Genomic DNA, 13,896 nt, shown 5'->3' on the forward strand with positions numbered 1-13,896 from the left:
CCGCGCGTGACTGTGACGCGCGACTCGGCTTCCCGAATGGTTTTGATCGACTGGTTCCTGTCAGGCAGAGTGAAGGTGTGGCCGTGTTCTCGGTGATCTACGTGATCCTGTTCATCTTCTGGTTGTTGCTCATCGGGCGGATCATCGTCGAGTTCATCAGAGTCTTCGCTCGCGACTGGCGGCCGTCGGGTTTCGTCGTCGTCGTCCTCGAGACGATCTTCACGATCACGGACCCGCCGGTGAAACTTCTGCGCCGACTGATTCCGCCGATCTCGCTCGGTGGGGTCCGGCTCGATCTCTCGATCATGGTGCTGCTGTTCCTGCTCTTCATCCTCATGCAGGTGGTCGCAGGACTGGCTTCACCGGCAGGTTTCGTGTGACAGAATGGCCCGCAGTTACAGTGTGACTGGTAACGAAATGGTTAACGAGTACGCGCAACGCGCTAGAACCGAATGCGTGCTAGACCGCCAAAAGATGCGTGAAGGGATCCTTCCATGCCGCTGACTCCAGCTGATGTGCACAACGTCGCGTTCAGTAAGCCTCCGATCGGGAAGCGTGGCTACAACGAGGACGAGGTAGACGCCTTCCTCGACCTCGTCGAGCAGGAGCTGTCGCGCCTCATCGAGGAGAACGCAGATCTCCGTCAGCGAGTCGGCGAGCTCGACCAGGAGCTGGCCGAGGCGAAGAAGGCTCCGCGTCCCGCGGCCGCCGCCGCGCCTGCACCGGCGCCGGAGCCCGAGCCGGTTCGCGTCGTCGAGCCGCCGAAGCCCGCGCCCGCGCCCGCTCCCGCGCCGGCCCCTGCCGCCGCGCCGCGTGAGGACGCCAACATGCAGGCCGCGAAGGTGCTGGGTCTTGCTCAGGAGATGGCCGACCGCCTCACCGGCGACGCCAAGACCGAGGCCGAGCAGCTTCTCAGCGATGCGCGCACCAACTCCGAGCGACTGGTGACCGACGCGCGCACCAAGTCGGAGACGTTGGTCTCGGACGCGAAGCAGAAGTCCGAGACGATGGTCGCGGATGCCAAGCAGAAGTCCGAGTCCCTGCTGTCGGACGCGCAGACGCGTTCGGAGACCCAGCTGCGTCAGGCCAAGGAGAAGGCCGACGCGCTGCAGGCGGATGCCGAGAAGAAGCACACCGAGATCATGGCGACGATCAACCAGCAGCGGTCGGTCCTCGAGGGCCGCATCGAGCAGCTGAAGACGTTCGAGCGCGAGTACCGGGTGCGTCTCAAGTCCTACCTGGAGTCGCAGCTCGAGGAGCTCGAGCAGCGCGGTTCGGCCGTGCCGGTCGACGGCGGCCAGGACACGTTCGGTCCCGGTGCGCAGGCGGGCTTCACCCAGTCGTACGCCAAGGGAAGCAACTGACCCCGAGCCGATGCCCGGCCGGCTCCCGAGTAGAGGGTGAATCGTGCTGGTCATGACGTTGGTCCTCGCCGCGGCCGGGTTCGCGCTGCTGGTGATCGCCCTGATGACGGGTTCCGTCATCTGGGCGTGGGGTTGCATTCTGGTCTGTGTAGCAGGCGCCGTCCTCCTGCTCGTCAGTGCGCTGGCGAGCAGGAAGGCGGTGCCCGGCGAGGCCGGTCCGGCGAATCCGCCCGATGCGGCCGGGCCGGATGGTCTGCCGGACCACGGCGATTCCGGGAGCGATTCGACACAGGGTTAGACTGAACGAACATTCGGCGTCGATCCGGCCATCACCGGGGAGCCTTCGGAAGAACGGCCGATGCTCGGTGTGCCTCGTGCACCTCCGGGTCTCGGCTCACTAGAACCGAACGGGTGGGCCCGTCACAGCCTCGGATCGAGAGGTCCGCCGCGTGCGCGTGGCGGGCAAGCGGGGTGGTACCGCGGTCACGGCGCACAGGGCGCCGTCGTCGTCCCCGTGCCGGTAGTAGGGCACGAGGAGTCAAGCGGTGACCAGTAACGAATCCACCTCTCCCCAGACGAACGACGGGTATCCGCGCGTCGACATCGTCGGCGGACGCGCCACCGGTTCCGTCTCCTTCCCGGATCTCGAGCAGAAGGTGCTCGCGGCCTGGGAGGCGGACGACACCTTCCGCGCCAGCATCGAGAATCGCGACGGTGCCGAGGATTTCGTGTTCTACGACGGCCCGCCGTTCGCCAACGGCCTGCCGCACTACGGCCATCTGCTCACCGGCTACGTCAAGGACGTGGTTCCGCGATTCCAGACGATGCGCGGCAAGAAGGTCGACCGCCGATTCGGCTGGGACTGCCACGGCCTGCCCGCCGAACTCGAGGCGGAGAAGCAGCTCGGGATCAAGGACAAGTCGCAGATCGACGCGATGGGTCTCGCCGAGTTCAACGCCTACTGCAAGCAGTCGGTCCTGCGCTACACCGACGAGTGGCGCGACTACGTCACCCGTCAGGCCCGCTGGGTCGATTTCGACAACGACTACAAGACCCTGGATCTGGACTTCATGGAGTCCGTGATGTGGGCCTTCAAGGAGCTTCACGACAAGGGCCTGATCTACCAGGGCTTCCGCGTGCTGCCGTACAGCTGGTACGAGCAGACGCCGCTGTCGAACCAGGAGACCCGCCTCGACGACGCCTACAAGATGCGTCAGGACCCGGCGGTCACGGTCGACATGGTGATCGCTGCTCCGGGTAGCGCCCTCGACGGCGCGAACGCCCTGATCTGGACCACGACGCCGTGGACGCTGCCGTCCAACCTCGCGGTCGCCGTCCACCCGGACGTCGACTATGTGCACGTCGCCGGCGCCGACGGCAAGACCTACCTGCTCGCCGCGGCTCGGGTCGGGCACTACGCGCGTGAGCTGGGCGAGGCGCCCGAGGTGCTCGGCGAGTACAAGGGCTCCGATCTCGTCGGCCTGTCCTACGTGCCGCCGTTCGACTTCTTCCACGGCCCGGGCAAGGGCCACGAGAACGCGCACCGGGTGCTGTCGGCCGACTACGTCACCACCGATTCCGGTACCGGAATCGTCCACCTCGCACCGGCCTTCGGTGAGGAGGACATGGACGTCGCGACGGCTAACGGCATCGAGATCGTGCAGCCGCTGGATCCGGGCGGCAAGTTCACGTCGATGGTCCCGCCGTACGAGGGCCTGCAGGTTTTCGACGCGAACCCGGTCATCATCAAGGACCTCAAGGCCGCCGGAAAGCTGTTGCGGCACGAGACGATCGAGCACTCGTACCCGCACAGCTGGCGCTCGGGCCAGCCGCTGATCTACATGGCGGTGCCGTCGTGGTTCGTCGCGGTCACGAAGTTCCGCGACCGCATGGTCGAGCTCAACCAGGAGATCACCTGGGTGCCCGAGCACATCAAGGACGGCCAGTTCGGCAAGTGGCTCGAGGGTGCCCGCGACTGGAACATCAGCCGTAACCGCTACTGGGGCAGCCCGATCCCGGTGTGGGTGTCGGACGATCCGTCGTACCCGCGCGTGGACGTCTACGGCTCGCTGGACCAGCTCGAGGCGGACTTCGGGGTGCGTCCCACGGATCTGCACCGTCCGATGATCGACGAGTTGGTTCGCCCCAACCCGGACGACCCGACCGGCAAGTCTATGATGCGCCGTGTCCCCGAGGTGCTCGACTGCTGGTTCGAGTCGGGCTCGATGCCGTACGCGCAGGTGCACTACCCCTTCGAGAATCGCGACTGGTTCGACTCGCACTACCCGGGCGACTTCATCGTCGAGTACAACGGCCAGACCCGCGGCTGGTTCTACACGCTGCACGTGCTGGCGACCGCGCTGTTCGACCGTCCGGCGTTCAAATGCGTTGCGGCGCATGGCATCGTCCTCGGCGACGACGGCCTCAAGATGAGCAAGTCCAAGGGCAACTACCCGGATGTCAAGGAGGTGTTCGACCGCGACGGCTCGGACGCCATGCGGTGGTTCCTCATGTCGTCGCCGATCCTGCGCGGCGGCAACCTGATCGTCACCGAACAGGGCATCCGTGAGGGCGTGCGCCAGGCGCTGCTACCGCTGTGGAACGCGTGGAGCTTCCTGCAGCTGTACGCGTCGAAGCCCGGCCAGTGGCGGACCGATTCGCCGAACGTGCTCGACAAGTACATCCTCGCGAAGCTCGCGGCGACCCGGAACGCGATCACCGAGGCGCTCGAGGTCACCGACATCGCGGGGGCGTGCGACGAGCTGCGCACGTTCTGCGACGCGCTCACCAACTGGTACGTGCGCCGCTCGCGCAGCCGGTTCTGGGACGAGGACCGCGACGCGATCGACACGCTGCACACGGTGCTCGAGGTGGTCAGCCGTCTGGCGGCGCCGCTGCTGCCGATGGCGTCCGAGGTGATCTGGCGTGGCCTGACCGGTGGTCGGTCGGTGCACCTGACCGACTGGCCGTCCGAGGCCGAGCTGCCGGCCGACGCCGAACTCGTCGCCGCGATGGACGACGTCCGCAGCGTGTGCTCGACGGTGCTCGGCCTGCGCAAGGCGCAGAACTTGCGCGTGCGCCTGCCGCTGCCCGAGGTCACGGTCGCGGCGCCGGACGCCGAGAAGATGCGCCCGTACCTGGGCCTGATCGCCGACGAGGTCAACGTCAAGAAGGTCGACCTCACCGAGGACGTCGACGTGCACGGCCGCTTCGAGCTGGTCGTCAATGCGCGTGCCGCGGGCCCGCGTCTGGGCAAGAACGTGCAGACGGTCATCAAGGCGGTCAAGGCCGGCGACTGGACCGAGACCGACGGCGTGGTGAGCGCGGCGGGCATCGACCTGCTGCCGTCCGAGTACACCCAGCGTCTCGTCGCCGCCGAGCCCGAGTCGACGGCGGCCCTGCCGGACGGTGCCGGCCTGGTCGTGCTCGACTCGCAGGTCACCGAGGAGCTCGAGGCCGAAGGTTGGGCCAAGGACCGCATCCGTGAGCTGCAGGACGCCCGCCGGAACGCGGGACTCGATGTCTCCGACCGCATCTCGGTCACGCTGGAGGTTCCGGCCGACCGTCTCGAGTGGGCGTCCCGGCACCGGGAGCTGATCGCGGGGGAGATCCTCGCGACGACGCTCGAGATCGGCGACGTCAGCGGTGACGCCGTGGTCGAACTCGGCGAGGGCGTGCGCGTCGTGATCGTCAAGGCCTGATCGATCGGTAGCGCTTCGGGCGGACGACGGGGATTCCTGTCGTCCGCCCGGCGTAGTTTTCAGGCATGGTTTCCGCCGATCCGACCCGCAGCCGCCGGTGGGTCCTGCACCTCGACATGGATGCGTTCTTCGCGTCCGTCGAGCAGCTGACCCGTCCCACGCTGCGCGGCCGCCCGGTCCTCGTCGGTGGACTCGGGGGTCGCGGAGTGGTCGCGGGGGCCAGTTACGAGGCCCGGGCGTTCGGGGCGCACTCGGCGATGCCGATGCACCAGGCCAGACGGTTGGTGGGCCCGGCCGCTGTCGTGCTGCCGCCGCGCGGCGCCCTGTACGGGCACGTGAGCGGGCGGGTGTTCGACGCGCTGCGAGTGAAGATGCCCGTGCTGGAACAGCTTTCGATGGACGAGGCGTTCGGTGAGCCGGCCGAGCTGGCCGGGTGCGGCAAGGCCGATGTGGAGCGCTACTGCGAGGAGCTGCGGGCGCTCGTGCTGGCCGAGACCGGCCTGGTCGCGTCGATCGGCGCCGGTGCCGGCAAACAGGTGGCGAAGATCGCCTCGGGACTCGCCAAGCCGAACGGGATCACCGTCGTCTCCCCGGACATTCAGCAGCAGTTGATGAGTGCGCTGCCGGTGCGGAAGCTGTGGGGCGTCGGGCCCGTGGCGGAGGAGAAGCTCAAGCGGCTCGGTATCGACACGATCGGCGCGCTCGCCGCTCTCCCGGACGCCGAGGTCGTGTCGGTGCTGGGCGCGACGATCGGACCGAGCCTGCGCCGGCTCGCCCGCGGGATCGACGACCGTCCGGTCGCTGAGCGGGCCGACGCCAAGCAGGTGAGCGCGGAGACCACGTTCGCCGAGGACATCGTCACGCTGGCCGGGCTGCGTCGCGCGGTCGACGCGAGCGCCGCTTCCGCACACCGTCGGCTGGACCGCGACGGCCGGGCTGCGCGCACCGTCGTACTCAAGCTCCGCAAGTCCGACATGAGCATCGTCACGAGGTCGCTGACGTTGCCGTACGCAACGACCGATCTGCAAGTGCTGACGGCGACCGCGCAGCGGCAGGTGATCGACCCGCTCGAGCTCGGCCCGATCCGGCTCGTCGGGGTCGGATTCGGGGGCCTGTCGGCGGTGAGTCAGGGGTCGCTGTTCCCGGAACTCGACCAGGCGGCACCCGGTGAGGACGAGGAACCCGAGGAGGACGCGAATGCCCTCCACGGCCCGGACACGACGGTGCGCTGGCGGCCGGGACTGGACGTGTCGCATCCGGAGTACGGGCACGGTTGGGTGCAGGGGGCCGGCCACGGCGTGGTGACGGTGCGATTCGAGACGCGCAGCACGGGGCGCGGGCTGTCACGTACATTCGATGACGCCGATTGTGATCTGGTCGTCGCGGACGTGATCGACAGCCTGGCGTGAGGTCAGCCTCACCGCCGGTATTGTTGCTGTGAACGTGCGTGACAGCTGGGGGTGGGCGGTCACTGTGCCCGAGCCCCCGGCGAAGCCCGAACCGTATTCGACCGAATGTGTTCGACCGAGAATGTAAAGGACAAGCACTTGAAGCTCCGGAAGATGACCATCGCCGGTGTGGCGATCGCCGCCGCTCTGACCATGACGGCCTGCTCGGACGACAGCGGGAGCACCGAGCGCACCACGGCGCAGCAGACCACCACGACCGCGGCTGCCACGCCGACGCTCGCACCGCCGACGCCGGCCGAGCTCAACGCCGCGCTGGCCACGGCCTTCGACGAGAGCGTTCCGGTCGATCAGAAGGCGCAGCTGGTCCAGGGTGCCGAGGCCGATCCCGAGCTGATCAACCAGGTTGCCAAGGCCGCCAAGGACGCCGGCGCCACCATCAACGTCGTCGACGTGACCCCGACCGGTGACGACACCGTCACCGCCGGCGTCGAACTCGTCATCAACGGCCAGAACAACCCGGCCACGGTCGACTTCGTCGCCGAGGACGGTGTCTGGAAGATGTCGAAGTCGTACGCGTGCCAGCTCGTCACGATGGCTCAGCTGACCTCGCCGGCCTGCCCCGCGTAGTAGCTCGCTCTCGAAACGCCGATGCCGGCGTCACCACGAAGGTGACGCCGGCATCGGCGTTTTCGGTCTCAGTTGGATGGCGCGGCCGCGCGGATCCGCTCGGCGGACCCGCGGGCGAGCCCTTCCAGGACGCCGGCGTCGACCGGTTCGGGTCCGGTCGCGACCACCTGCACGACGGTCGAGTCCACGACCGCGACCACGGCGTCGGACACCAGGGAGAAGCCGTCGCTGGTGGTCACGAGGCGGATCGCGGTGGAGGCGTCACCGATTGTGGGCGTCGCGAGCGGTTCGATGCGGTAGTCGACCACGACGCCCTCTCCGTCGGTTCCGGTGTAGGCGGTGCACTGACGCATCGTCGTCTGGACGGTCGAGAACGCCTCGGCCGCACCGGTTCCCGGGAAGCTCGCGGCGTCGACGTCGATGCTGGTGAATCCGGGGCCGGAGAAGTTCGACTCGGCGGCGGCGACCGCGCCGCGCGCCTGGCGGGCGATCGTGTCGAGCACGTTCGCGCACCGGGTGGGGTTGGTCGTCGGCTGCGGGCCCGAGCCGTCGTCGGCTGACCCGTCGGCCGAGTCCTCGGCCGAACGCTCGGCGCCGGGCAGGGCGACGAACCCGACGGGCAGGTCGGCCGCGGTGAGGAGCGCGGTGCGCAGCGCGGCCGGGTCTGTGATCGGACCCGCCGCAGGCTGGGTGGGCGCGGTCACGACCGGGCCGAGATCGGAAGGTGTGGACGTCGACGAGTTCCCGCTCGCAGACTCGGATTCCGGGTCGGTCGATCCGCACGCCACCAGCCCGCCGGCCAGCGCGATTGCGGCGGTCGCGACGACCGCCCGCGTCAGCCTGCCCACTCGACCCGCTCGCTCGTGGTCTGACGCAGGTGCATCGTGTCCGACGGGTCGCTGAACGACTGGCTGCCCTCGGTGGTGATCGATCCGGCGACCGGCAGCGGCACGCTCAGGTCGACCACGACGTTGCCGGCTCCACGGAGGGCGAAGGAGTCGACGTCGAGGGCGCCGGCGCCGTTGGGCAGTTGGAAGACGGCGGAGGTGGGCGTCTGTTCCACCTGCACGTCGATGGTGAGGCGGTCGCCGTCGCGGGCGACCAGCTTCGCGGTCGTCACCTGGTCGACAGCGATCGCGCCCATCACCTGCTGGCGGAACTTCCACTCGGCGCCGACGCCGATCGGCTGCTCGGGGAACGCGACGGTGCGGTAGACGGCCTGATAGAACGCCTGCTCGATCATTGCCCGGGCCTTGTTCTGGGCGTCGGGGTCGGGGCGGAGCCGCAGGGCGGTGATCGCGCCCGACAGATTCATCGTGAACCCGGCGTGCGAACCGGTGGCAGGCTCGAGGAGCTCGTTGACGGACTCGTCGGGTGTGCTGAGGTCACCGAGTGTCAGGTCGATCGTCGTGGCCGGGGTGCCGGCGGATGCGCCCTGCGTGACGAGTGCCGTCAGCGGCATGGTGAGGGCAGGCGTGGAGACGTCCTGGACGGCCTGCTCGTCGATCTGCTGCAGCACCGTCGCGGTCGTGACCAGTTGCGCTTCCTGGCGGGTGCCCTGCGCGGGCCGGAACTGGACCACCGAGCGGGGTTCGGCCCCGGCGTCGACGATCTCGGCCGTGGCGGCCGTCACGGGCACGGTGACCTCGTCGGAGGCGGCGCCGACAGCGTCGGGGCTGACGGGTGCGGCTTCACCGCCGTTGCCGCACCCGGCGAGGAGGGCGAGGGAGAGGGTTGCCGCGACGACCGCGGTTCCCGAACGGAAGACTTTCGACGCAACTGGCACGCCAACAGGTTAGTCGGCGCGGGTGGCATGACCGGTCTGTCTCCCGCGTAAGGGATGATGGCGGGGTGAGTGACGACCGCACCGACAGCGACGACGGCGCCGTGAAAGGTGAACCGATTCCCGAACCACCCGTCCCGGACCCCGGCGACGCCTCCGTACCGCCCACCGATTCCGGCAGCGGCACAGCGGCGGCGCGGCCGCGACGCATGCGGATGCTCGTGGTCATCGCGATCGTGGTGCTCGCGCTGGACCTGTTGACGAAGGTGCTGGCGGTCGCGCTGATCGATCCGAAGGATCCGGTCCGCATCATCGGCGACACGGTCACGCTGACCCTGATCCGCAATCCCGGCGCCGCGTTCTCGATGGCGACGGGGATGACCTGGCTGCTGACACTGGTCGCGGTCGGCGTCGTGATCGGCGTCATCAGGATCGGGCGGACGCTGCGTTCACCGTGGTGGGCCCTTGGCCTCGGCCTGGTGCTCGGCGGTGCGCTCGGTAACCTGATCGACCGGATCTTCCGGTCTCCCGGTCCGTTGCAGGGCCACGTCGTGGACTTCGTCTCGGTCGGCTGGTGGCCGGTCTTCAACGTCGCGGACTCGTCGATCGTCTGCGGCGCCATCCTGTTGGTTGCACTCACGTTGTTCGGCATCGAGCCCAGCGGCGACAAGGTCTCGCGGAAGGGAGATGCGGAATGAGGGAGACACGTTCCATGCCGGTGCCCGACGGGCTCGACGGTATGCGGGTCGACGCCGGCCTCGCCCGACTCCTCGGGCTCTCACGGACCGCAGTGGCCACGCTCACCGAGGAGGGCGCGGTCCTCGTCGACGGCGCCGCCGTCGGCAAGTCCGATCGGCTCGCGGGCGGCACATGGCTCGAGGTGGAGTTGCCCGAGCCGCCCCGCCCGCTCACGATCGAGGCCGAGCCGGTCGAGGGCATGGAGATCCTCTACGCCGACGACGACATCGTCGCGGTCGACAAGCCGGTGGGTGTCGCGGCGCACGCCAGCGTCGGCTGGACCGGGCCGACGGTGATCGGTGGTCTCGCGGCCGCCGGGTTCCGGATCTCGACGTCGGGCGCGCACGAGCGTCAGGGCATCGTGCACCGCCTCGACGTCGGTACGTCCGGCGTGATGGTCGTCGCGACGTCGGAGCGCGCCTACACCGTGCTCAAGCGCGCGTTCAAGCAGCGCACCATCGACAAGCGCTATCACGCACTGGTGCAGGGTCACCCGGACCCGAGCAGCGGCACGATCGACGCGCCCATCGGCCGGCATCGCAGCAACGACTGGAAGTTCGCGGTGACCGCGGACGGCAAGCCCAGCGTCACGCACTACGACACCGTCGAGGCCTTCCAGGCGGCCAGCCTGCTCGACATCCACCTCGAGACGGGTCGCACCCACCAGATCCGCGTCCACTTCTCGGCGCTGCGGCACCCGTGTTGCGGTGATCTCACGTACGGTGCCGACCCGCGCCTTGCGGAGCGTCTCGGCCTCGAGCGGCAGTGGCTGCACGCCCGCTCGCTCGGGTTCGCGCATCCGGCCGACGGGCACTGGGTCGAGATCACGAGCGACTACCCGAAGGATCTGCAGCACGCGCTCGGAGTCCTGCGGGGCGCGTGAGATGAGTTCGCGCACGTGGCCGGCCGTCGCCGCGACGGTCGCGCTGGCGGCCGTGGTGGTGTCCCTCGGGGCGGCGAACCCGCCGCAGCCGGGGCGCGTGGGCACCGACGCCCTCGGCCCGGAATCGGGTGAGCTGGTCGCGTCGTACCTGGAACGGGCCGACGCCTCACTCGTCGACGCCTCTCTCACCGACGCCGGCGAGGCGGAACCCCGGTGGGCGCTGGTGTCCTTCGAGGCCCCGGTGACGACGTCCGGTCTGCTGGACGTCGCCGGGGACGTGCGGGTGTCCCAGGTGTTGTTCCGGGTTCCGGTCGAGCGCGTGCAGACGCCGATCGTCGCGGTCCCGGTGCCCGACAACGACGTCGCGGTGCGCCGGGCGCCGTCGGTGGCCGCGGCACGCCTGCAGGCCGGGATCGTCGGGCACGACCGCAGTTCGCGGGTTGCCGCCTACTCGGCGGACCGGTTGTCCGCGGACTGCGCGTGCGTCGTGGGCGCGACCGTCCGAGGTTCGCTGGACCAGTTGCGTGCGCTGGCGGCAGTTCCGGGCGTTCGCACGGTGGAGGCGTTGCCGGCCGACGCGGTCGCCGGGGCGTTCTCGGTCAATCCGCTGTTGCCGACGCAGACGACCGCGGTCGTTCCGGGACCGGACGACGGGCCGGTGCCCGCCCTCGGCTGACGCGCCGGTCCGGACTTCCTCCGTCCTGCCGTGCGTGAGCGGCGGCACAATGTCGAGCGTGCCGCGAAAAGCCGTTCCGAGCAGAGCCTCGATCCTCCTTCTCACCGCGTGTGCCGCGGTATCGACGATGGTTTCGGCGGGGACCGCGACCGCGGGGACCGAGTCGTCGACGGTCCCGTCCACCGAACTGGGTCCGTTGGTCAGGGCCGTCTCCGAACGCCTGTCCACCGCCGACGCCGTCGCGGCCGCCAAATGGGGGACCGGCAAGCCGATCGACGACCCGGCCCGCGAGGCGGATGTGCTCCGGGCCGTCGCCGAGCAGGCGCGGCGCGAGAACCTGGATCCGGCGCGTGTCGAGCAGGTGTTCCGCGATCAGATCGAAGCCAGCAAGGACGTACAGCGCGGCCTGTTCGCGGTCTGGGACGTCGTGCCGCACGCGGTGCCCGATCCGCGGCCCGATCTCGCGACGGTGCGGCCGGTGCTGGATCGCCTGAACGTCGATATCGTCACCGCGATGAGCGAGCAGCGGGACGTTCTGGCCGGCCCGCGGTGCCTGCCGGACCTACTCGCGGGCGCGGGCGACGTCGTCGGGTCGGAGCGACGGGACGTGCTGCACCAGGCGGGCCTGGTGCGGGCGCTGCGTTCGATGTGCGGCACGGTGTCCGGCTGACCGGTCGTCAGTTCGAGGCGCGGTCCACGGTGTGCTCGCGCAGGAACTCGATCGTCCGGTCCAGTGCGTTGCGGCCGTCGGCGGTGTCGAGATCGAACTGGTACTCGTGTGCCAGCGGCGGCTCGTGGTCGTCGGGATAGAAGACGGTCGTCACGGCCACGCCGAGTTCGGTCAGCCTCGACGCAAGAGCCTTGGACTGCTTCTCGGTGAGCCCGTCGGCGTTGCCGCCCGAGATGTAGGTGGGCGGGAACCCCTCGGTGACGTGGTGCAACGTCGACATCTGCGCCACCGACTCCGAGTTCGCGATGTCCCTGGTGCCGGTGTAGGCCCAGATCGACTCGGTGGTGCCCCACCCGATGATGCCGGGTCCGCCGACCATGTTCGGCACGTCGTAGATGCCGCAGTTCAGCACGACGCCACGCAGTTGCTCGGGGCGCAGCGCCGTCTCGATCCCGATCGCACGGGCGTAGTCGGGGCTGGTGGCGATCGTCGCGAGCTGGCTCGACAGCTGCGCCCCCGCCGAATCTCCGGCCAGGACGATCCGGTTCGGGTCGACGTGGAGGCGTGCGGCGTTCGCGAGGACGTAAGCGTGGGCGTCGCGCAGTTGCTCGACGGCGGTCGGGTACCGGTGTTCGGGACCGAGCGAGTAGTCGAGCGAGACGACGGTGAAGCCCGCGTCGGCGATCAGTTCGTAGTAGGTCGCACAGTTCGCCCGGTCACCCGAGATCCAGGCCCCGCCGTGGGTCCAGATCACCGTCGGCAGGGTCTCTCTGGTGCCCGACAGTTCGGCGGGGAAGTACACGTCGAGGTGTGCGTCGTCGTCGCCGTCCCGGTACTGCTGCGCGGTGATCGACGCGACTCCGCCGGGAGCGTGCTTGCGGAGGGCGCCCGTCGTCCTCCGAGCTTCACGGCCGAACACCGCGCGCACGACGAGTGCGCCGGGCCGCGGGCTCGTGACGAATGCGACGACACCACCACCGGCGAGCAGGACTAGCGGCATCAGGATCCGTCGCAGTCGCTGGGTGCGGGTCGGCACGGGGCAGTCTCCTGGATTCGAGTGGGTTCGACGTGTGACGAGTCACAGTAGCCCGGAGGCTATCGTCGGAGAACGTGACACCGCAGGCTCGAACCGAGGATTCCACCGGACTGGCGGCCGGGTTCGGCGCGTACCTGATCTGGGGAATGTTCCCGATCTTCTTCGGCCTCCTTGCGCCCGCCGGTTCGCTCGAGGTGCTGGCGCACCGGATGGTGTGGACGGTCCTGCTGATGCTTGCCGTCCTGCTCATCCTGGGCCGGCTCGGTTCGCTCCGGGGCCTGTCGGCGCGGACGTGGGCGCTGGTGACGGCGGCGACGGTCGCGATCGCGATCAACTGGGGTGTCTACATCTACGCGGTCGTCTCCGGCAACGTCGTCGAGGCCGCGCTCGGCTACTTCGTCAATCCGCTCGTCAGCGTGCTGATCGGGGTGCTCGTCTTCCGCGAGCGGATCAGTGCCGCGCAGATCGCGGCGCTGGTGCTGGCCACTATCGCGGTGGTGATCATCACCGTCGACTACGGGCGTCCGCCGGTCGTGGCGCTGACGCTGGCGCTGTCGTTCGCGCTGTACGGGGTGATCAAGAAGGTGGTCCCGCTCGACCCGCGCACCAGCCTGACCGCCGAGGGGCTCGTGGCCGCGCCCTTCGCGATCGTCTATCTCGTCGTGCTCGTGGTCTCCGGCACCGGATCGTTCATCGGCAACGGCGTCGGCCACAGCCTGCTGCTGATGGCGGCCGGACCGGTCACCGCGCTGCCGCTGTTGCTGTTCGGCGTCGCCGCGCAGCGCATTCCGCTCACGACGCTGGGGCTCTTGCAGTACCTGACCCCGGCGCTGCAGATGGTGTGGGGCGTGGTCGTCATGCACGAGGTGATGCCGCCGTCGAGGTGGGTCGGATTCGCCCTGATCTGGGTCGCACTGGTGGTCTTCACCACCGACGCCCTGGCCCGTGCACGGCGGACGCGCAGGGCGGCGTCACGGGTGCCCGAGACCGTCGGTACTAGGGCATAGAA

At 69.2% G+C, this 13,896-nt stretch carries 14 protein-coding genes; 11 read left to right on the top strand and 3 right to left on the bottom strand.

The annotated features are described in order from the left end of the window. Positions 1-77 precede the first annotated feature (77 nt). From LCL87_RS13745 to LCL87_RS13770, 6 genes are all read left to right on the top strand, one after another. Positions 78-380 (top strand): YggT family protein, encoded by a 303-nt coding sequence (locus LCL87_RS13745; protein ID WP_225020466.1) that lies wholly within the window; start codon positions 78-80, stop codon positions 378-380. A 114-nt stretch (positions 381-494) separates the two neighbouring features. Next, positions 495-1,364: a DivIVA-like cell division protein Wag31 gene (gene wag31, locus LCL87_RS13750; protein ID WP_225020468.1), complete on the top strand. Its 870-nt coding sequence runs from the start codon at positions 495-497 to the stop codon at positions 1,362-1,364. A gap of 43 nt (positions 1,365-1,407) precedes the next feature. Further along, the gene (locus LCL87_RS13755) at positions 1,408-1,662 is read left to right on the top strand and encodes a hypothetical protein (protein ID WP_225020470.1); all 255 of its coding nucleotides are present in this window, start codon (positions 1,408-1,410) and stop codon (positions 1,660-1,662) included. Between the two features lie 247 nt (positions 1,663-1,909). Further along, entirely contained in the window at positions 1,910-5,065 is a 3,156-nt protein-coding gene (ileS, locus tag LCL87_RS13760; RefSeq protein ID WP_225020472.1) for an isoleucine--tRNA ligase, read from the top strand. 65 nt (positions 5,066-5,130) lie between these two features. Further along, complete coding sequence (locus tag LCL87_RS13765; protein WP_225020474.1) at positions 5,131-6,474, top strand: DNA polymerase IV; 1,344 nt, start codon at positions 5,131-5,133, stop codon at positions 6,472-6,474. Between the two features lie 138 nt (positions 6,475-6,612). After that, the gene (locus LCL87_RS13770) at positions 6,613-7,101 is read left to right on the top strand and encodes a WKL family lipoprotein (RefSeq protein ID WP_510850763.1); all 489 of its coding nucleotides are present in this window, start codon (positions 6,613-6,615) and stop codon (positions 7,099-7,101) included. 68 nt (positions 7,102-7,169) lie between these two features. On the opposite strand, the gene LCL87_RS13775 is transcribed toward LCL87_RS13770, so the two are convergent. Both LCL87_RS13775 and LCL87_RS13780 read right to left on the bottom strand, forming a co-directional pair. Next, positions 7,170-7,949, bottom strand: a complete 780-nt coding sequence (locus LCL87_RS13775; protein ID WP_225020479.1) for a hypothetical protein — start codon at positions 7,947-7,949, stop codon at positions 7,170-7,172. Continuing rightward, on the bottom strand, positions 7,937-8,887 hold the full coding sequence (locus LCL87_RS13780; protein WP_225020481.1) for a hypothetical protein: 951 nt from the start codon (positions 8,885-8,887) through the stop codon (positions 7,937-7,939). The genes LCL87_RS13775 and LCL87_RS13780 overlap by 13 nt, the downstream gene beginning before the upstream one ends. Before the next feature lie 65 nt (positions 8,888-8,952). On the opposite strand from LCL87_RS13780, the gene lspA reads away from it, so the two are divergent. The 4 genes from lspA to LCL87_RS13800 are packed head-to-tail and all read left to right on the top strand — an operon-like array spanning position 8,953 to position 11,851. Further along, positions 8,953-9,582, top strand: coding sequence for a signal peptidase II (lspA, locus tag LCL87_RS13785; RefSeq protein ID WP_510850764.1), 630 nt, complete (start codon positions 8,953-8,955; stop codon positions 9,580-9,582). Continuing rightward, complete coding sequence (locus tag LCL87_RS13790; RefSeq protein WP_225020483.1) at positions 9,579-10,505, top strand: RluA family pseudouridine synthase; 927 nt, start codon at positions 9,579-9,581, stop codon at positions 10,503-10,505. Before lspA ends, LCL87_RS13790 begins: the two co-directional genes overlap by 4 nt. 1 nt (position 10,506) lies before the next feature. After that, entirely contained in the window at positions 10,507-11,181 is a 675-nt protein-coding gene (locus LCL87_RS13795; protein ID WP_225020485.1) for a hypothetical protein, read from the top strand. Positions 11,182-11,230: 49 nt separating this feature from the next. Continuing rightward, positions 11,231-11,851, top strand: coding sequence for a chorismate mutase (locus LCL87_RS13800; protein ID WP_225020864.1), 621 nt, complete (start codon positions 11,231-11,233; stop codon positions 11,849-11,851). 7 nt (positions 11,852-11,858) lie between these two features. Here LCL87_RS13800 and LCL87_RS13805 read toward each other — a convergent pair whose 3' ends face one another. Further along, positions 11,859-12,851: an alpha/beta hydrolase gene (locus LCL87_RS13805; protein WP_225020866.1), complete on the bottom strand. Its 993-nt coding sequence runs from the start codon at positions 12,849-12,851 to the stop codon at positions 11,859-11,861. A 110-nt stretch (positions 12,852-12,961) separates the two neighbouring features. Between LCL87_RS13805 and rarD the strand changes: the two genes are divergently transcribed. Next, entirely contained in the window at positions 12,962-13,894 is a 933-nt protein-coding gene (gene rarD / locus LCL87_RS13810; protein ID WP_225020487.1) for an EamA family transporter RarD, read from the top strand. Positions 13,895-13,896: the final 2 nt, after the last annotated feature.

The sequence above is a fragment of the Prescottella equi genome (assembly GCF_020171745.1).
GTDB classification, from domain to species: domain Bacteria; phylum Actinomycetota; class Actinomycetes; order Mycobacteriales; family Mycobacteriaceae; genus Prescottella; species Prescottella equi_A.